At 41.5% G+C, this 20,058-nt stretch carries 20 protein-coding genes and 1 other annotated feature; of the genes, 18 read left to right on the top strand and 2 right to left on the bottom strand.

The genetic code is table 11. The features are described 5' to 3' along the window. The first annotated feature begins 145 nt into the window (after positions 1-145). The 18 genes from SB775_RS13130 (at position 146) to SB775_RS13045 (ending at position 17,832) form a co-directional block, all read left to right on the top strand. Complete coding sequence (locus SB775_RS13130) at positions 146-2,317, top strand: HD family phosphohydrolase (protein ID WP_125160692.1); 2,172 nt, start codon at positions 146-148, stop codon at positions 2,315-2,317. After that, positions 2,314-2,790, top strand: coding sequence for an rRNA maturation RNase YbeY (gene ybeY, locus SB775_RS13125; protein WP_089361539.1), 477 nt, complete (start codon positions 2,314-2,316; stop codon positions 2,788-2,790). The genes SB775_RS13130 and ybeY overlap by 4 nt, the downstream gene beginning before the upstream one ends. Continuing rightward, a complete protein-coding gene (locus SB775_RS13120) occupies positions 2,768-3,145 on the top strand; it encodes a diacylglycerol kinase family protein (protein WP_089361538.1) in 378 nt (125 codons plus the stop codon). The genes ybeY and SB775_RS13120 overlap by 23 nt, the downstream gene beginning before the upstream one ends. Before the next feature lie 39 nt (positions 3,146-3,184). Beyond that, a complete protein-coding gene (locus SB775_RS13115) occupies positions 3,185-3,583 on the top strand; it encodes a cytidine deaminase (RefSeq protein ID WP_089361537.1) in 399 nt (132 codons plus the stop codon). Then, a complete protein-coding gene (era, locus tag SB775_RS13110; protein ID WP_089361536.1) occupies positions 3,576-4,505 on the top strand; it encodes a GTPase Era in 930 nt (309 codons plus the stop codon). Before SB775_RS13115 ends, era begins: the two co-directional genes overlap by 8 nt. Before the next feature lie 99 nt (positions 4,506-4,604). Then, positions 4,605-4,748: a YqzL family protein gene (locus tag SB775_RS13105; protein ID WP_081108859.1), complete on the top strand. Its 144-nt coding sequence runs from the start codon at positions 4,605-4,607 to the stop codon at positions 4,746-4,748. 33 nt (positions 4,749-4,781) lie between these two features. Next, positions 4,782-5,534 carry a DNA repair protein RecO gene (gene recO, locus SB775_RS13100; RefSeq protein WP_061464096.1) on the top strand — a complete coding sequence of 251 codons (753 nt, stop codon included), beginning with the start codon at positions 4,782-4,784 and terminating at the stop codon, positions 5,532-5,534. Between the two features lie 58 nt (positions 5,535-5,592). Continuing rightward, positions 5,593-5,769 (top strand) — a binding site (T-box leader). Positions 5,770-5,863: 94 nt separating this feature from the next. Then, complete coding sequence (gene glyQ, locus SB775_RS13095) at positions 5,864-6,760, top strand: glycine--tRNA ligase subunit alpha (protein WP_061464095.1); 897 nt, start codon at positions 5,864-5,866, stop codon at positions 6,758-6,760. Beyond that, on the top strand, positions 6,747-8,816 hold the full coding sequence (gene glyS, locus SB775_RS13090; RefSeq protein ID WP_410861844.1) for a glycine--tRNA ligase subunit beta: 2,070 nt from the start codon (positions 6,747-6,749) through the stop codon (positions 8,814-8,816). Before glyQ ends, glyS begins: the two co-directional genes overlap by 14 nt. 127 nt (positions 8,817-8,943) lie before the next feature. Continuing rightward, entirely contained in the window at positions 8,944-9,618 is a 675-nt protein-coding gene (gene ccpN / locus SB775_RS13085; protein WP_155727348.1) for a transcriptional regulator CcpN, read from the top strand. 16 nt (positions 9,619-9,634) lie between these two features. Next, complete coding sequence (locus tag SB775_RS13080; RefSeq protein ID WP_230160715.1) at positions 9,635-10,456, top strand: pyruvate, water dikinase regulatory protein; 822 nt, start codon at positions 9,635-9,637, stop codon at positions 10,454-10,456. A 514-nt stretch (positions 10,457-10,970) separates the two neighbouring features. Beyond that, positions 10,971-11,426 carry a YaiI/YqxD family protein gene (locus SB775_RS13075; RefSeq protein ID WP_061466148.1) on the top strand — a complete coding sequence of 152 codons (456 nt, stop codon included), beginning with the start codon at positions 10,971-10,973 and terminating at the stop codon, positions 11,424-11,426. Between the two features lie 51 nt (positions 11,427-11,477). After that, positions 11,478-13,283 (top strand): DNA primase, encoded by a 1,806-nt coding sequence (gene dnaG / locus SB775_RS13070; RefSeq protein WP_410861887.1) that lies wholly within the window; start codon positions 11,478-11,480, stop codon positions 13,281-13,283. A 35-nt stretch (positions 13,284-13,318) separates the two neighbouring features. Beyond that, the gene (rpoD, locus tag SB775_RS13065) at positions 13,319-14,452 is read left to right on the top strand and encodes an RNA polymerase sigma factor RpoD (protein ID WP_061464092.1); all 1,134 of its coding nucleotides are present in this window, start codon (positions 13,319-13,321) and stop codon (positions 14,450-14,452) included. 207 nt (positions 14,453-14,659) lie between these two features. Then, complete coding sequence (locus tag SB775_RS13060; protein WP_410861843.1) at positions 14,660-15,205, top strand: hypothetical protein; 546 nt, start codon at positions 14,660-14,662, stop codon at positions 15,203-15,205. 219 nt (positions 15,206-15,424) lie between these two features. After that, complete coding sequence (cccA, locus tag SB775_RS13055; RefSeq protein ID WP_061464090.1) at positions 15,425-15,790, top strand: cytochrome c550; 366 nt, start codon at positions 15,425-15,427, stop codon at positions 15,788-15,790. Between the two features lie 219 nt (positions 15,791-16,009). Next, complete coding sequence (locus tag SB775_RS13050) at positions 16,010-16,717, top strand: tRNA (adenine(22)-N(1))-methyltransferase (protein ID WP_410861842.1); 708 nt, start codon at positions 16,010-16,012, stop codon at positions 16,715-16,717. Next, positions 16,714-17,832: a Nif3-like dinuclear metal center hexameric protein gene (locus SB775_RS13045; RefSeq protein ID WP_410861841.1), complete on the top strand. Its 1,119-nt coding sequence runs from the start codon at positions 16,714-16,716 to the stop codon at positions 17,830-17,832. The genes SB775_RS13050 and SB775_RS13045 overlap by 4 nt, the downstream gene beginning before the upstream one ends. Positions 17,833-17,877: 45 nt before the next feature. Here the strand turns inward: SB775_RS13045 and SB775_RS13040 are convergent, their stop codons facing one another. Continuing rightward, a complete protein-coding gene (locus SB775_RS13040) occupies positions 17,878-18,822 on the bottom strand; it encodes a 4-hydroxy-3-methylbut-2-enyl diphosphate reductase (RefSeq protein WP_089361530.1) in 945 nt (314 codons plus the stop codon). A gap of 124 nt (positions 18,823-18,946) precedes the next feature. After that, positions 18,947-19,636 (bottom strand): VrrA/YqfQ family protein, encoded by a 690-nt coding sequence (gene vrrA, locus SB775_RS13035; protein WP_410861840.1) that lies wholly within the window; start codon positions 19,634-19,636, stop codon positions 18,947-18,949. Positions 19,637-20,058: the final 422 nt, after the last annotated feature.

Here is a 20,058-nt window from a genome sequence, read left to right as displayed (position 1 = left end):
CTAAATGACCTATCTTTTTGGCTAAAAAGTGGATATGGAACGAAAGAAGGTTTACATTTATCAATACGAGGTGAAAATTTACATGAAAACTGTTATGATTTTACATATCTAGAATAATAAACATCATTTTTTAGGAGGACCTTCCTTGAATCGTATCCAGAAATTTTTCACTAAAATAAAAGGACTGTTGGTCCATCGCTTTTTTCAAGTGTTATTGTTTATCATACTTGGTTTGTTTGCGTATGGGTTAATGTTCTCCAACGTCAAGCCGGAAAAGGTCGAGGTAGAGCTTTTTAAGCCTTCGGAACAAACAATCCGTTCAACGAAGACTGTGGAAGATACCTATAAGACCGAACAGGAAAAAGAAGAGATTTCAAAACAGGTGGCTGATGTATATTCATTAAAAAAAGAATATGCCAAAAATAAAGTCGATCTGATTTCATCCATCTTCGATTCAGCGATTGAGGTGAATAAAGAAACGGACCCCGATAAAGAGCATGATGATGATGGTAAAGAAAATAAAAAAGGGACCATAAAGACGGATGCTCAAAAAGTTTCCATATTAAAAGAAAAATTGACCGATGAAGTCAATAAAAATATTGAGGAATCCGTTTTCCTTGCCTTAGTCCAGGCGGATGAAGATGAGTTGAAAATAGCGAAAGATTCAACCATTACTGCCGTGAATAATGTGATGAGCTCCCGCATCGCTGCCAGTGACGTCGAAAATGCCAAGAAAAAGGTTGTAGAGGAATTGGGCTATATGAGCATTAATAGCGATATGAAGAAAGCTTCCAATTCCCTGGCGCGCACGGCAATCATTCAAAATGTGTTTTTCGATAAGGATAAAACCGAGGAACAGCGACGGAAAGCGGTCGAAAGCGTGGAGCCAATCAGGATCCTCCAGGGACAGATCATCGTAGAAGAGAACCAGTTAGTGGACAGGGATGTATATAGGCAGCTTGAACTGGCAGGCTTTTTAAATACGGAGTCTACCATTTACCCGTATATCGGCCTGCTGCTATTCATATTTCTGACTTTTGCAGCTTTTTATTACTTTTTCTACTTTTCGATTTCCAAAAAGGATAACAAGTACAATCAGTTATTGATCTTCAGTCTTGTCTTTATCCTTTCAATGGCTACCATGAAAACGGTCAGCATTCTGGCAGACCTGAAAAACTCGAATTTGGAATACATTTTCCCGGGTGCCATGGCGGCGATGCTCATCAAGATATTATTGAACGATAAGTTAGCGGTAGCCATGATCATATTGTTAGGCTCATATGGTACGATTATATTTAATGGTGATACGCCTGGTAATCTGGATTTCTCGATGGGGCTTTATATCATTTTCGGGGGATTGACGGCAATCATCATTTTATCGCGGCCCAATTTCAAATCAAAGGTTCTGGTTGCAGGGCTACTATTGTCTTTAATCAATATGGCATTCGTATTTTCCCTCATCTTCATCATGGACGGCCATTATACTAGAATGGAGTATTTATATTATGCTGTTGCTGCGATAGGTTCTGGAGTTGGTTCAGCTGTTTTGACCATGGGCCTTTTACCGTTTTTCGAGGCTGGTTTCGGGATCTTATCATCTATTAAGCTTATCGAGCTTTCGAACCCCAATCATCCGTTACTGCGGAAGATCTTGATTGAGGCTCCGGGGACTTATCATCACAGTGTAATGGTCGCCAATTTGGCAGAATCGGCTTGTGAAGCCATTGGATCTAATGGATTGCTGGCAAGGGTCGGCAGTTATTATCATGATATCGGTAAAACGAAACGGCCGCACTTCTTCATCGAAAATCAGATGAACGTGGAGAACCCGCATGATCGGCTGCCGCCTGAAACGAGCAGGGATATCATCATCGCTCATGCCGTAGATGGCGGTGAGATGCTGCGAAGCCACAAATTCCCGAAAGAGATAGTGGATATTGCAGAGCAGCATCATGGGACAACTTTATTGAAGTTTTTCTACCATAAGGCAAAAAAACAGGATGATGCCACACTGGAATCGGCTTACCGGTATCCCGGGCCAAGGGCGATAATGAAGGAAGTAGCTGTAATAGGCATTGCCGATAGTGTGGAAGCTGCAGTCAGATCGATGCAGCACCCAACCCCAGAGAAGATTGAAGAACTGGTAAGTTTCATCATTCAGGACAGGATTCAAGATGGTCAATTTGATGAATGTGACATTACTATGAGAGAATTGAGTATCGTGAAGCATTCCTTATGTGAATCGCTTAATGGTATCTTCCACTCCAGGATTGAATATCCGGAGGCGGATAAATTAGGACAGAAGGTGAAAGAATGATTTTAGCTATCGATTTAATGGATGAAACGAACGAAGTAACGGAAGAAGCTCAGCGACTTGTTGAAAGCATTCTGCAATTTGCGGCTAAAAAAGAAAACATTGAAAAAGATACCGAGCTATCGGTTACATTTGTAGACAATGAGAGAATTCGGGAAATCAATAAAGAATATCGTCATAAAGATTCAGTAACCGATGTCATTTCTTTTGCACTTGAAGAAATGGGGGAAGATGAAGTGGAAATTGTCGGGGTGGAAATGCCCCGCATATTAGGCGATATCATCATTTCCATTGAACGAACGAAAGAGCAGGCTGAAGAATATGGGCATTCATTCGATCGTGAACTTGGATTTTTAGCACTGCATGGCTTTCTTCATTTATTAGGTTTCGACCACATGAATGAAGAAGATGAAAAAGAGATGTTTACGAAACAAAAGGAGATCTTGGAAGAATATGGACTTTCAAGAGAAGGGTAAAAAAAGGTATCCATTATTAAAAAGTTTCTCTTTTGCCTGTCAGGGAATTTTGGAGGCTGTTCGAACGGAACGCAACATTAAGATTCATTTCGCGTTAACGGCAATCGTCGTTTTCTTTGGCTGGTATTTCTCATTGAATGGGATGGAATGGCTTTTCATTTTGGCGGCCATAGCCGGTACGATTACGTTAGAGCTCGTTAATTCAGCGATTGAAAGGGTAGTTGACCTTGTGACGGATCAAATCCATCCCCTAGCCAAGCAGGCAAAAGATATTGCAGCCGGCGCAGTATTCATATATGCTATATTCTCCATAATAGTTGGATTAATTATCTTTTTGCCTAAGTTTGGCCTGTAGGTTGGCCAAATGGTACTCAATTTGAAAGGAAGATGTGAATTGAATACGAATGAGTTGATTGAGGAAGCTAAAAAAGCTAGAGAAAAAGCTTATGTACCTTATTCCAAATTTAAAGTGGGGGCAGCCCTTTTGACCACTGATGGGAAGGTCTATCATGGTTGTAATATAGAAAATGCTGCGTACAGCATGTGTAATTGTGCCGAAAGGACCGCTTTATTCAGCGCTTATGCCCATAACGATAAAAAGTTCACTAAACTTGCAGTCGTGGCAGATACCGATGGTCCCGTTTCTCCATGCGGGGCGTGCAGGCAGGTTATTTCAGAACTGTGCGACCAGGATATGCCGGTTGTTTTGACCAACTTAAATGGGGATATAAAAGAACTAACAGTACAGGAATTGCTTCCAGGAGCTTTTTCACCGGAGGATTTAAATGGATAAATTATTTGAGGATACACAAGTAAAAGGTTACAAATCAGGTTTCATTTCGATAATTGGACGACCTAATGTTGGAAAGAGTACATTTCTGAATCGGGTCATCGGTCAAAAGATCGCGATTATGAGTGATAAACCCCAAACTACAAGAAATAAGGTTCAAGGCGTACTTACGCAAAACGATTCACAAATGATTTTCATTGATACACCCGGCATTCATAAACCAAAGCATAAGCTTGGGGATTTCATGATGAAAGTGGCAACGAATACATTGAAAGAAGTCGATTTGATTCTCTTCATGATCAATGCGACTGAAGGATACGGACGCGGTGACGAGTTTATCATCGAAAAACTTCAAACCGTAAAAACTCCTGTTTTCCTGGTTGTAAACAAAATAGATGCGATGCATCCAGATGATTTACTACCAATCATTGAAAAATATCAACAGCTTTACCCTTTTGCGGCAGTCGTTCCGATTTCTGCACTTGAAGGAAATAACGTCGATACATTGCTTGAACAAATCAAGGAACACCTACCTGAAGGTCCCCAGTTTTATCCAGCTGACCAAGTGACCGACCATCCGGAACGTTTTATCATTTCTGAATTGGTCCGCGAGAAGGTATTGCACCTTACGCGTGAGGAAATTCCGCATTCAGTGGCTGTTGTCATCGATTCAATTAAAAAAATGGATAACAGTGATACCATTAATGTCATGGCAACGATCGTTGTCGAGCGTGATTCACAAAAAGGCATCGTCATCGGAAAGCAAGGGAAAATGCTTAAAGAAGTCGGTAGCCGTGCCAGGGTGGACATCGAAAACTTATTGGGCTCGAAAGTTTTCTTGGAACTTTGGGTAAAGGTACAGAAGGATTGGCGTAACAAAGCCAGCCAGCTTCGCGATTATGGTTTCAATGAGAGTGAGTATTAATTAACAAAATTTACGAGTCATGAAAGTTTGGAAAACGGTCAAGCTAATCATATGGTCGGATATTCATATTGCTAGTTAAAAATGAAAGGTGGGCTTTATATGTTGGATTTTACCTGGGAATTATTTAGTGAAACAGGTAATGTGGACACCTATTTGCTGTTTAAGGAGATAGAAGTCGAAAGACAGGAAAGACCCTTGGTATTGAAAGATGAGCTAGCAGAAATTGATTTTCCTGTTTCATAGGTTAGTCTTGGCGAACATGGGTGGTGTCTTGGTATGCTCCAAAAATGTGAGGGCATTGTCATAAGGCGAACTGCATATGGAGAAAATAACAAAATCATTACTATATATACCCGAGAGCTAGGAAAAATTGGTGTTATGGCTAGAGGAGCCAGTAAACCTAATAGCAGGCTTGCTGCCGTCACCCAGCTTTTTTGCTCCGGGTATTTCCTTGTAACCACTTCAACCGGACTCGGAAGTCTTCAGCAAGGCGAAATGGTCGATTCACTCCGTTACATACGGGAGGATCTTTTTGCGACTGCTTATGCTTCTTATATTGTTGAGTTGCTTGATAAAAGCGTCGATGATAAAAAACCGAATCCATATTTGTATGAATTGCTTTTGCAAACCTTGCATTACATAAACGAAGAATATGACGCAGAGGTTTTGAAATTCATTTTTGAAATGAAGATGCTGCCCGTCAATGGGATTAACCCAGTGCTGAATCAATGTGCTGTTTGTGGCGAAACGGAAGGGGAATTCGCCTTCTCGCTTCGGGAAGCGGGCTTTATTTGTCACCGCTGTCTCGGGAAGGATCCCTATCATTTTAAAATTTCACCTGCAGCCGTCAAATTGCTGAGGATATTTTATTATTTCGATTTATCAAGGCTGGGAAACATTTCCGTCAAGCCTGAAACGAAAAAGGAAATCCAGAAAATAATAGATGCTTATTATGAGGAATATTCCGGTCTCCATTTGAAATCAAAAAAGTTCCTAAAACAGATTGATACGATGAAAGATATGTTTTAAGATCTGACCTATTGACATTCCATGCTAGTTTGTATAAAATTCTAATCATCAAAATAAGAAGATTGCGTTGATGGAAAAGAGTATCTGTCATTCTCCATAAAAAGCGAACCCGGGACGGTGGAAGCCGGGATATGGATTTACAGGGAAGGGCGTTTCCGGAGCATGTTGCTTTGAAAAGAGGCCGTTTTATAAACGGCAATTAGGGTGGAACCGCGGGTATACTCTCGTCCCTATGCATTTCGCATAGGGACGGGAGTTTTTTGTTTGCCTGTGAAAGGATTCCGATCCTTAATTTTTAAATAGCCGTTTAAATAACCTGGAGGTGTACAATGAATATTCAAAATATGATTTTAACGTTACAAAAGCATTGGTCTGAACAAGGCTGCATATTAATGAATGCTTATGATGTAGAAAAAGGGGCAGGAACGATGAGCCCATACACGTTCCTGAGAGCCATTGGACCTGAGCCTTGGAGTGTTGCTTACGTGGAGCCATCCCGCCGTCCGGCTGACGGTCGTTATGGCGAGAACCCTAATCGGCTGTATCAGCATCATCAGTTCCAAGTGATCATGAAGCCGTCGCCTGACAATATCCAAGATTTATATTTGGATTCATTGCGCGCGTTAGGGATTAATCCGCTAGAGCATGATATTCGTTTTGTGGAGGACAATTGGGAAAACCCATCACTAGGGTGTGCTGGTCTCGGTTGGGAAGTATGGCTTGATGGAATGGAAATCACGCAATTTACATATTTCCAACAAGTGGGCGGCCTTGAATGTAAGCCGGTTTCCGTGGAGATTACATACGGGATCGAACGTCTCGCCTCTTACATTCAAGATAAGGAAAACGTATTTGACCTGGAATGGACAGAAGGATTCACGGTCCGGGATATATTTGGACAGCCGGAATACGAACATTCAAAATATACGTTTGAAACATCCGACCTAGATATGCTGTTTCAACTTTTCACGATGTATGAAAAGGAAGCGCATCGCCAAATGGAAGAAGGGCTTGTGCATCCTGCCTATGATTATGTTTTGAAATGTTCACATACGTTTAACCTTTTGGATGCCAAAGGTGCCATCTCGGTGACGGAAAGAACGGGATATATTGCCCGCTGCCGTAACCTAGCGCGTAAGGTCGCTAAAACCTTCTATGAAGAGCGGGAAAAATTAGGCTTCCCGATTCTGAAAGTGAAAGGGGAGAATACAAATGAGCAAGCGTGATTTGTTATTGGAAATTGGATTGGAAGAGCTGCCAGCACGTTTTGTGACAGCTTCCATGAAACAGCTATCAGATAAAGTGCAGAAATGGCTAACGGAAAAAGCGATTGAATTCGGAGAAGTTGAAGCGTTTTCCACACCAAGACGTTTGGCCATATTGCTGAAAGACGTGGAAGAATCACAAAAGGATATTGAAGAAGAAGCAAAAGGACCGGCTAAGAAAATAGCTTTGGACAGCGAAGGCAATTGGTCTAAAGCCGCATTGGGATTTGTCAGGGGCCAAGGCATGACTTCAGAGGATATTTATTTTAAAGAACTCAAGGGTGTGGAATATGCCCATGTGAATAAATTCATAAAAGGACAGCCGACTGTACAGCTTTTATCTGAGCTTGCTGAAATCATCAGCGGCATGACGTTCCCGAAAAACATGCGTTGGGCCAATCAAGAGCTCCGCTTCGTCCGTCCGATTAAATGGCTGATTGCCTTATTCGGAAATGAAGTGGTGCCATTTAGCATCGCTGGTGTCGAGACGGCCCGTGAAACAAAGGGACATCGTTTCTTGGGCGATAGCGCAATCATCGAGCAGCCGGCACGGTACGAAGAAACGTTAAAAGAACAATTTGTAATGGCGGATCCGGATAAACGCAGACAAGTTATTCTAGATCAGATTAAAGGGCTTGAGCAGGAAAAGGGCTGGATCATCCCGGTCGATGAAGAACTGCTTGAAGAAGTCAATAATTTGGTGGAGTATCCAACGGTGTTATTTGGACACTTCGAAGAAGAATTCCTTGAGCTTCCTCCAGAGGTCCTGATCACTTCAATGAAGGAGCACCAACGTTATTTCCCTGTCAAAGATCAGGACGGCAAGCTACTTGCTTTCTTTGTAACCGTGCGTAATGGTGATGATCGCCATTTGGATAAGGTTTCTAAAGGAAATGAAAAAGTATTGCGTGCACGCCTATCGGATGCAGCATTCTTCTATAAGGAAGATCAGAAAAAAGAGATTTCGGCTGCTTTGAAAAAGCTGGACAGCATCGTTTATCATGAAGAAATTGGTACATTGGCCGAGAAAACTGCCAGAGTAACTGCAGTTACCGGAGTCCTTGCGGATGCCTTGAATTTAAAGGCGGAAAAAGAAATGGCCCTTCGTGCAGCGGAAATTGCTAAGTTCGATTTGGTGAGCCATATGGTTTATGAATTCCCTGAATTGCAAGGGTATATGGGTGAGAAATATGCACTCCTAAAAGGAGAAACCAAGGAAGTGGCCGCAGCTATCAATGAACACTATATGCCGAGGCATGCGGATGACAATGTTCCGCCTTCTGTCATTGGAGCGGTTGTTAGTTTAGCTGAAAAAATTGATACTTTGTCTTCATTCTTCGCTATTGGCGTCATTCCGACAGGTTCCCAGGATCCATACGCACTAAGAAGGCAGGCGAGCGGTGTCGTCCAAATTCTAGCGGAGAAGAAATGGAATATCTCTTTAGAGGAGCTTATTGTTATAGGTCTTAAAGGTGTAGAATCAAAAGGTATCTTAAAACGTGATCTTGAGGATGTTAAATCTGATATGTTCACATTCTTTAAAGCGCGTGTCAAACACCTGCTGCAAGAACAGCAAATCCGTTACGATTTGATTGACGCAGTTCTGGTCAATGAGATCGGTTATATCCACTCCATCGTGGAACGTGCACACGTCTTGGATGCGAAAAAAGACGAAGCAGGATTTAAAGAAAATCTGGAAGCTTTAAGCCGCGTCATGAACATTGCCGTGAAATGTGACAATAAAGTGACAGTCGATCCAACTTTCTTTGAAAATGATCAAGAAAAAGCGCTATACGAAAAATATCAAAATGTAGCAATTCGTTATACTGAATCTAAAGATGAGAATGAGCGGTTTGAACAGCTTGTTTCGCTCCAATCGGAAATAGAATCGTATTTCGAGAATACAATGGTCATGGCAGACGATGAAGCAATCCGCAGTAACCGTTTATCTCTTATGAAGGAAATCAGTGATTTGGTTGCAGGTTTTGCTGCCATGAATAAAATCATCCTTACATAATTGAAAGGGTGTATGGAAATCGGAAACACTTTAAACAAGGGTTTCCGATTTCTATAAAAAGATAAATGGTCAATAAATAGGACAAACATGCCCTTATTAAATAATTTAGTATATAATTATTAAATGAATGACTTTTGTTACTTTACTCTGCGAAAGCAGTGGGGTGGTGATTATAATCCAACTGAATAAGCGTCAGGAACAGATTTTACAAATTGTAAAAGAAAACGGACCGATTACTGGAGAGCATATTGCCGATAGATTGAACCTTACTAGGGCGACTCTTCGTCCAGATCTAGCCATATTGACGATGGCAGGTTTTCTTGATGCCAGGCCGCGGGTCGGGTATTTCTATACAGGCAGGTCAGGAACACAGCTTTTGACCGACAGCCTTAACCATCTTTATGTACGAGACTACCAATCGATCCCGGTCGTTGTTGACGAGGGCATTTCCGTATATGATGCGATCGTCATGATGTTTTTAGAAGATGTCGGGACAATGTTCGTTGTCGATAAGCATGCATTGCTTGTTGGTGTCTTATCAAGGAAAGACTTGTTGCGTGCGAGTATTGGGAAACAAGAGCTTAACTCCATTCCAGTCAATATCATCATGACTAGGATGCCCAATATTACAATGTGTTCAAAAGAAGACCTTTTGATTGATGTTGCCAAAAAATTGATTGATAAGCAAATCGACTCATTACCGGTCGTCAAAGACACAGAAAAAGGCTATGAAGTAATTGGAAGAATTACAAAAACCAATATTACGAAAGCATTCGTAGCTTTGGCTGATGAAGGCTATTAGGGGGCTTGCAAAAGGAATGACGGAGAATATGAACGGTTCTATTATATATGTTGTATCGGATTCAGTAGGGGAAACAGCGGAATTGGTTACAAAAGCAGCTGCAAGCCAGTTCTCGGGATCTGCTTTTTCCATAAAGCGAATTCCGTACATTGAAGATGAACAAAACGTGGATGAAGTGATTTCACTGGCTAAATTAGATGGGGCGATCATTGCTTATACCCTTGTGAAGCCAGCTATTAGAGCGTATATGAAAGCACAGGTCGAAAAAGAAAACCTGTCTGCTTATGACATTTTAGGGCCGCTTATGGACATCCTTCAGGAAAGGGCACCAAAAGGGCCTCTTAATGAACCTGGTCTTGTAAGAAAGCTGGATGATGATTATTTCAAGCGTGTGGAAGCCATTGAATTTGCAGTGAAATATGATGATGGACGTGATCCCCGAGGCATTTTACGTGCTGATATCGTCCTTGTAGGTGTTTCACGCACTTCAAAAACACCGTTATCACAGTATTTAGCCCACAAACGCTATAAAGTGGCGAATGTACCTTTAGTGCCTGAGGTGGAACCGCCAGAAGAGCTGTTTTTGGTGCCGCCTGAAAAATGCATTGGTTTAAAGATCAGTCCGGAAAAGCTGAACCATATTCGCAAAGAACGATTAAAGTCACTCGGGCTCAATGATCATGCGATTTACGCAAATGTGGAGCGAATAAAAGAAGAATTGACATACTTTGATAAAATCATATCAAGGCTGAACTGTCCAATTATTGATGTAACCAATAAAGCTGTTGAAGAAACAGCCAATTTGATCATCAATATCCTTCAAAACAAAAATCGTTGATCCATATAATCAAGGCAAACCAAAATGTGAGCTTGACACTTTAAGTGTCAGCTCACATTTTAATGCCAAGGTCAATAAAGGGAATATCAAGAATGAATTGAAAATAAATACATATAATTCCTCTGTTTTTCCAAATGAAAATCCATTGATTTGCATGAAAATAAAATCGGAATTTAAATGTTGGCATCTTCTAATCAAATAGACTATAATAAAAAATTGTGAGAAAAAAGTAATCTTAAGGTTTAGACTTAATTAATAAGGAATAAACTAAAGGTTAATGAGATGTCAAGGTTTTTATCATAAAAATAATTCGACATGTTCCGTATAATTCAAAATGGGTGGGCCTTATTCAAGGGAAAAGTGGCGCTTTCACGTAAGAAAGCTGGTATTCCTTGAAGAATAAATGTTGGCTTCTTTAGAGGGAACTCTATGAACCAATGCTGAAAATTCACTATATCTTCATAAAGTTTAGGGGAGAAAAAGGATTATGCAGAAAGATGTAGAATTAGAAGGTATGAATAATAAACCTACCATACACGTCGATGCCGATGCATGCCCGGTGAAAGACGAGATCCTTCATTGTGCAGGATTGCACGATGTTGAAGTCTGTTTTGTTGCATCATATAAAAATATGATGAATAACCCTGAAGGTAAATGGGTATATGTCGATGCAGACAAAGAAGCGGCAGATCTTTATATAGTAAATTCAGTAAAAAAGGGTGATATTGTCGTTACTGCAGATATTGGTTTGGCTGGGACCCTGCTTCCTAAAAGCGTTTATGTTCTGTCGCCTAGGGGAAAAGAATACACCGAAGAGAATATTTTCATGCTATTGGATATGCGTTATCAGTCGGCGAAACTCCGCAGGCAGGGTAAACATACGAAAGGGCCGAAAGCATTCACAAAGGAAGACCGTATATGTTTTACAAATAAACTTTTGAAAACTTTGTCGAACTTTGCAGGGAATTAGGAAACAGTATCGAATTAGAAACTATCACCAGTATTGCAAGGTGGAAAAATGATAAATGGCCGTATAGAAGATGAAAAAATTAACCAAATTCGCGAAGCTGTTGACATTGTTGATTTAATTGGGGAGTATGTCCAGCTGAAGAAGCAAGGGCGCAATTATTTTGGCCTTTGTCCTTTTCATGGTGAAAACTCGCCCTCGTTTTCCGTTTCAGCGGAAAAGCAAATCTTTCACTGTTTTGGTTGTGGGGCAGGCGGAAATATTTTTACCTTCTTAATGGATATAGAAGGCTACAACTTTGTGGAATCTGCAAAAGTTTTAGCTGAAAAAGGAAATGTTCCTTTGGATGTTGAAATTAATAAGGATTCCAAGCGTTCTAACATGCCTGAAGGCTCTCAGCAAATGGTTGAAGCCCATGACCTGCTGCGAAAGTTTTATCATCATCTCCTCGTTAACACGAAGGAGGGCCAGGATGCTCTCGAATATTTACTTAAACGAGGGTTCACTGAAGAGACGATAGAAAAGTTCCAAATTGGCTACTCTTTGGATTCATGGGACTTCGTATCCAAGTTTCTTTTAAAACGTGGGTTTCCAGCAGAATACATGGAGCAGGCAGGGCTTATTATTTACAGGGAAAAAGACGAGTCATATTTTGACCGTTTCAGAAATAGAGTCATGTTTCCAATTATGGATCATCAAGGAAATACGATTGCGTTTTCAGGGAGAGCGATGGGGGACGATGAGCCCAAATATTTGAATAGTCCTGAAACGCCAATCTTTAATAAAAGTAAAACTTTATATAATTTCCATCATGCAAGACCGCACATACGAAAGAAAGAACAAGTAGTCATTTTTGAAGGCTTTGCCGATTGTATTTCAGCTGTTCGTGCAGGTGTAGAAAATTCAGTCGCCACAATGGGGACTGCCCTGACGGAACAGCATATCCAGCTTTTAAAAAGAAATACTGACCAGATACTTATTTGCTACGATTCGGACTCTGCGGGATTGAACGCAGCCAATCGTGCAGTTAATATGCTACAGGACCATGACTTTTCCGTGAAAGTCGCTCACATGCCTGATAACTTGGACCCCGATGACTACATAAAGGAATTCGGCGAAAAAAGCTTTGTTTCTGAAGTAATAGGGGACAGTTTAACCTACATGGCATTCAAAATGCATTATTTGCGTCGAGGGAAAAATGTAAATAATGAAGGAGATCGAATTCAATATATCGAAGAAGTCCTTAAAGAAATTTCGCGATTGCCCAATGCAGTGGAGAGGGATCATTATCTCCGGCAGTTATCCTCTGAATTTTCCCTATCATTGGATGCGCTGGAACAGCAGCAGCGACAGGTGTTCTTTACGGAACGCAAGAAGGGGGCACTGCCGCAGCCTGCAGCCCAAAAGAAAATGGCCCTGCAATATGAGCATAAGTTAAAGCCTGCTCACCATAATGCTGAAACGAAGTTGATTGCCCATATGCTAAAAAGCAGGGATATGACTTTTAAAATTCAGCAGCTGCTTGGGCAAACGGTCTTTCATGTAGACGAACATCAGGCAATCATCACCTATTTATATGCGTTCTATGAAGATGGACACGAACCGGATACAAGCTTTTTCCTTACTTATTTACCGGATCCAAACTTGAGAAGGATCGTTTCGGAAATAGAAATGATGTCAGTGAATGAGGAAGTTACCGATAAAGAACTGACCGATTGTATAAATCAAGTGTTGAAATATGAAAAGTTGTTAAAGATAAAAGAAAAACAAGTTGAAGAAAAAGATGCAGTTAGACGGAGTGATTATGTCGCTGCTGCACAAATTGCCATGGAAATCATTAAATTGCGTAAAATGTTGTAGTCGTTTAGGTGTAAGTCCTGGAAGGAGGGGAACTAATGGCTGAAAAACCAGCACGTTCCAAACAAGTTGATAATGAATTTAGCCTTGAACAGGTTAAAGAAAAATTAATAGAGCTAGGTAAAAAACGAGGCTCTTTGACTTTAGAAAAAATCGCTGAAATGATTGGCGGTTTTGAGTTAGATTCCGATCAAATGGATGAGTTCTATGAGGTGTTAACAGAAAACGGCGTCGAGATACTCACGGATGGTGAGGAAGACGAAGATGAAGATGATCCTGATGAGAAGAAGCTTGCAAAAGAAGAGGAATTTGACTTAAATGATTTAAGTGTTCCTCCTGGCGTTAAAATTAATGATCCAGTCCGTATGTACTTAAAGGAAATCGGACGTGTCGACCTTTTATCGGCAGAAGAGGAAATCTCTCTGGCGACGCGAATTGAGGATGGAGATGAAGAAGCAAAACGCCGATTGGCTGAAGCTAACCTTCGTCTTGTTGTCAGTATTGCCAAGCGCTATGTTGGACGCGGCATGCTTTTCCTTGATTTGATTCAGGAAGGTAATATGGGACTTATCAAAGCAGTAGAAAAATTTGATTACCGCAAGGGATTCAAATTCAGTACGTATGCAACATGGTGGATTCGCCAAGCCATAACCCGTGCCATTGCCGACCAAGCAAGAACGATCCGGATACCGGTGCATATGGTTGAAACCATCAATAAATTGATCCGTGTCCAAAGACAGCTTCTTCAGGATTTAGGACGTGAACCTTCTCCGGAAGAAATTGCAGAAGATATGGACTTAACTCCTGAAAAAGTTCGTGAAATCTTGAAAATAGCTCAGGAGCCGGTTTCGCTGGAAACGCCAATAGGTGAAGAAGACGATTCCCATTTAGGTGATTTCATTGAAGATCAGGATGCTACTTCCCCATCAGAACATGCAGCATATGAACTTTTGAAAGAACAGCTTGAAGACGTATTGGATACACTTACTGACCGTGAGGAGAACGTCTTGAGACTCCGCTTTGGACTTGATGATGGCCGCACTCGGACACTTGAAGAGGTAGGTAAGGTGTTTGGGGTTACCCGCGAGCGTATCCGTCAAATTGAAGCGAAGGCGTTACGAAAACTGAGACATCCAAGCCGCAGCAAACGCTTGAAAGATTTCTTGGAATAAAATATATTTTGCCCTTTACAGAGCCCTCTTTGAATGCCCAGCGTTCGGGAGCGGCTTTTTTTTTGAAATTTGGTGTAAAAAATTCCTTGTAAGAACAAAATTTAACCAATTATCTATATAATGGAGATGAGTTTAACTCGATAACTGAGTTTCCACAACCTAAAAGAGCGGCAAAAAGCTGTTGACCGGCATGAGGATGTGAAATTCATGGATGAGATGAGAAAGAAAATCATCATTCAAGAAATAAACTCCTGGAAGGAAAGTCGTATGCTTCCGGAGCAATATTGTGATTACCTGCTTGCATTATACTGTCAAGGCGAGCTACCGCCTGCAAATTTTGATAAAACCTTGAGTGATAAGAAAGACATTCTTTCAGGACTGTTGATTGGAGCCCTTTTTGCATTTATTGTATTTTTGAATTATTTTACTGAAATACCCATAAGAATGCAAATGCTTGTGACAACAATTTCTATCATTGCCTTTGGACTGGCGGTCCGCCGCTTGATCGGCAGGAAAATAATTTTTCAGATTGCGTTGATGGGGATGGCGTTATCACTGCTTTTATTAACAGTCAGTTTGGCAGAATTCATGGCACCCGGCAAAGCGGGTATCCTTTATGTTTTCTTGTTCATAAATTGCGGACTCTGGATTTTAATGGGCAAAAAACTGAAGCTGCTCCATTTCTCCATAGCGGGAAGCCTAGGGGCTATAGTCATTGCTTACTTTTTAATAATAAAATCAAAGGTATTTTAGCGGTTTTAAATGGTGAATTTAGGGTATTATGAAATATATGTAAAAAGAAATGAAAATGTTTGGAAATATACATAAGTTTTTGACAATTTTAAGAAATTATATAATATCTTCTATTTTTGGGCTTTTACTTGAAACTCTTTTCAAGTAAAATAATATATAGTTGTTTGTATATAATATTAAATATGGTAAGTTTAGGTTCTACATAGGGGAGGAAATACTATGCGCAATCCAGTAATGCCTTTTATTATTATCATGGTTTTTGGTATTGGACTTATGTTTTTACTTTCGTTTAAAGGTTTGGGTGATGCCAAAGATCTTGCTAAGGAAAAAAAGGGCGGCGAAAAGACAGAAGAAAAAGAAAGTGCGTCTGCATCACCTGAGGACATCTATAAGCAAAACTGTATCTCTTGTCATGGTAACGCCTATCAAGGCGGCGTCGGACCTGCTCTAAAAGGAGTTGGCGATCGCCTGTCGGTTGACGAGGTTAAAAACGTGATCACTAATGGACGGGGTGCAATGCCATCAGGTTTAGTCGAAGAACAGAACATTGATGCCATGGCCAAATATATTCATGGACTGAAGTAATTCATGAAACTGACTCAGGAGATCGTTTGATGGCGACCTTTTTGGGTCAGTTTTTTATTTTATTCCGAAAAAGGAAGATTCCAGCTGGAAGGTTCCCTTTATCCAGTAATGGAGGGGGCCCTATTTCTCCTTCCTGTAATTTTTCGATTGAACTTGTTATAATTTAATGGGAAACTAATTAAATGTAAGACATTATTTGAATTAAGAGAGTTGATAAATATGAATCATGAAAAACTATCGATGAGATTAGAACGTGTTGCCATACATATACCAAAAGGAAGCATCCTTGCAGATATAGGTTCCGACCATGCATACTTACCTTGCTATGCGGTGAGTAACGGCCTGTGTGACAGCGCTATAGCAGGTGAGGTAGTAGAAGGGCCTTATCAGTCAGCCCGCAAGCAAGTGGCTATAACGGGACTTGGAGACAAGATAGAGGTCCGTAAAGGAAACGGGCTTGAAGTATTGAATCCCGATGAAGCGACATGCATTACGATTGCAGGCATGGGAGGGACTTTAATATCAAGTATATTGGAAAGCGGAAAAGGGAAACTCGGCAAGGCGGAAAGGCTTATTCTTCAGCCTAATGTCGGTGCAGCGAATGTTCGCAGTTGGCTAATCGATAACGGCTGGGAACTTAGCGGAGAGGAAATCCTTGAGGAAGATGGGAAAATTTATGAAATCTTAATTGCTGAAAAAGGGGAACCGCTTCGCCCTTATCATGTAAACAGGCAAACAGGTCTCATTTTCGGACCATTTTTAAGAGAGCAATTCAGTGATATTTTCATAAAAAAATGGCAGCATGAGAAAAAACATTTGGAAAGAATCATCGAACAATTGGATGAAAGCGGACGAAGCGGACTTGAAACCAAGCGCAATGAATTAATATCCCAAATTTCCGTAATTGAGGAGGTGCTTAAAGGTTGAAGATCGTAAATGGTCACAAAATCATTGAAATGTTTGAACAATTCTCCCCAAAGCAATATGCAATGGAGGGAGATCCAATCGGTTTGCATGTCGGACAGCTCAATAAGCCGGTTACCAAAGTGATGATTGCCCTTGATGTGCTGGAAGAGGTTGTAGACGAAGCGATAGAACATGGAGTGGAATTGATCATCGCCCACCATCCGCTTATTTACCGGCCATTGAAAAAGATCGATACAAACGCAGCTGGAGGCCGCATCATCGAAAAGCTGATCAAACATGATATCACTGTTTATGCTGCACATACCAATTTGGATGTCGCTAAGGGCGGAGTGAATGATTTACTTGCCGAAGCGCTACAATTGCAGGATACAGAGGTATTGATTCCAACTTACGAGACAGCTCTAAAGAAATTGGTCGTATATGTTCCAAAGACCGACGAACAAAAGGTGAGGGAAGCCTTAGGTAAGGCAGGGGCCGGATCAATCGGGAATTACAGCCAGTGTTCGTTTTCGGTGGAAGGTACAGGACGCTTCGTGCCAGGTGAAGGCAGTGAACCGGAAATTGGCTCCCAAGGAAAGCTTGAAGCAGTAGCTGAAATGAGGGTTGAAACGATATTCCCGGAAAGTATCGAGAAGAAAGTGCTTTCTGCAATGATTAAAGCCCACCCATATGAGGAAGTTGCGTACGATATTTATAAACTGGAAAATGAAGGGGAGTCACTTGGATTAGGAAAGATAGGCGTGCTTGCTGAAGAAATGACACTTGAACAATTTTCCGAACATGTGAAGCAGACCCTTGATGTTGAAAAGGTGCGCGTCGTTGGAGATTTGCAAAGCCCGATAAAAAAAGTGGCCGTGTTGGGCGGAGACGGCAATAAATACTTTACGACTGCGAAATTCAAGGGTGCGGATGTATATGTTACAGGTGATATGTATTACCATACAGCCCATGACGCTATGATGATTGGTTTGAACATTGTGGACCCAGGCCACAATGTTGAAAAGGTGATGAAAAAAGGCGTTGCACGAATCCTTGAAGAAATGTGTCACGAAAAGAACTACGATGTGGAATTCATTCCATCTCGGGTGAATACGGACCCTTTCCGATTCATTTAAAAGACGAAAAAAGGCAGCCAGGGCGGCTGCCTTTTTTGTGCATGATCATTTTTTCACTTTAATCTTAGGTAAAATTTTATGCAATGGCGTTTTCTTTTCGGTATTCCAGGTCGTTTCTTCATTTGCTTCATATTGCTCTAGAAATGCTATAACTTCCTTTGTGATCGGAGTGGGTGTTGATGCCCCTGAAGTGACGGCAACCGTTTCTGCATCTTTTAGCCATTCAAGGTTCAGCTCGGAAATGTCCGCGATTCGATAAGCTGTCGTGCTGGCAATTTCCTCGGATACTTGTGCAAGGCGGTTTGAATTATTACTCTTGGGATCACCGACGACAATTAAAACATCAGCTTCGCCAGCCTGCTTGGCAACCGCTTCTTGACGTACCTGTGTCGCTAAACAAATTTCCTTATGGACCTCGGCATGTGGGAATTTTTCTTTAACCTTATCCATGATATCCAAAACATCCCATTGGCTCATCGTTGTTTGATTTGTCACAATGATCTTATCACTATTCAATGTCAAGGCTTCGACGTCTTCATCCTTTTGAACGAGGTGAACGACATCGGGAGCAACTCCGACTGCACCCTCTGGTTCCGGATGGCCTTTCTTGCCAATATAAATAATTTGATAGCCTTCCGCTTCTTTTTCCCGTATTAAGTCATGGGTTGCGGTAACATCGGGACAGGTTGCATCTAGCGTGACAAGCCCTTTTTTCTCAGCAATCTTCCTAATCTCAGGGGAAACGCCGTGAGCAGTAAAGATGACGGTTCCGCTGTCGACCTTTTCGATGATATCGTGACGGTTGCTGCCGTCCAACGTGATGATGCCTTCTTCTTCAAACGCATCCGTTACATGTTTGTTATGCACGATCATTCCCAAAATGTAAATGGGGCGTGGCAAGGTTTTATCTAAAGCCGCATTTCGGGCGATGACCATGGCATCGACAACGCCATAACAATAGCCGCGCGGGGAAATTTTAATCACTTTCATCTATGTGTCCTCCTCAAGGCAAAAAACTCTCACTTTTATACCTTTCTATTATATAAGACCATAGATGATATTACAAAACATCCTATTTGCATAAAGCCAGTTCCTGATAAAATTTTTAAAAACATTAAATATAAAGCTTGGGACCTGATGTCCTTTCCCTTTTGGTTGTGGTACGAACCTGGGGAATGGGTTTATCTTCTTCAGCTTTTGCTTTTTCCTTCGAATCCGTTTTTACCTCATTATTTTTTTGTGCCTTAACATTAGTCACGCTTTCAACTTCCGCTTTCTTGTCCTCGGTTTCACCGGCTGATGATATGTTCCGGAAAACTTTCCACACGGAAGGCAAGTTTTTAATTACCGGTCCATATTGTTCCACCATAGGGGTGAATTGTTCGGCTGCCTGCAACACCTTTTGCGTGTTGTTGAGCATATTGTTCAGGGAATCGGGGTTTTTTAGTGTTTCTAAGATACCGCCGCCTCCGCTGCTTCTTGAAGAACTTTTGTTAGTGGGAGCAGCTGGTGCAAACAAGTTGGGAGAAGCAGTTCTTTGTTTCGACTTACCGAGTATCTTTGACAATAGACCTTCTTTCTTTGCTGGCGGCATTTCCTGCCGCTGCGGTGTGGTGAAAGGACCCCGGAAACCTTGAGGCCCTTGAGGTCCCTGCGGTCTGTTTTGTGCCATCGGCCGCCGCATCTGCTGATAAGGGTTGGGGATTTGCGGTGGTTGCCTAAATGGTATTGGCGGCTGTTGCATCCTTCGACCATTTGGTGGCTGAAAACCGGGTCCGGGTTGACGATTTCTGTCGGGGAACATAGGTTTCACCTCCTCTGATTTTATATGCTGGTGTATTCTTCTATATAAATTATGCAGCTCGACAAAAAAGGTTTGAGGAAAGAGTGACTGGGCTGTTGTGAAGTGACCGGAAAGAAGGTAAGATGGTAACGGTAGTCTTTTAGCTCCATGTCTGCGGGGGATACGCTATGACCAGGACAGGGGCTTTTCATTTGCAAGAGTCCATTTTAAGAGAACTAGCCTCAGCGCTTGCGCTTTTTATGAAATCCAGCTTCAGCGCCTAGCTCGCTGTGAAAAAGAGGATTGCCCTCACAAGGCAAAAAGCGCCTTATGGGACAATCCCTATTTTCTTCACGAGCTACCCAGGCGCTTGCGCTTTTTATGAAATCCAGCTTCAGCGCCTAGCTCGCTGTGAAAAAGAGGATTGCCCTCACAAGGCAAAA

The sequence above is a fragment of the Peribacillus sp. SIMBA_075 genome (genome assembly GCF_046534585.1).
This window is presented reverse-complemented; position numbering and strand designations above follow the sequence as displayed.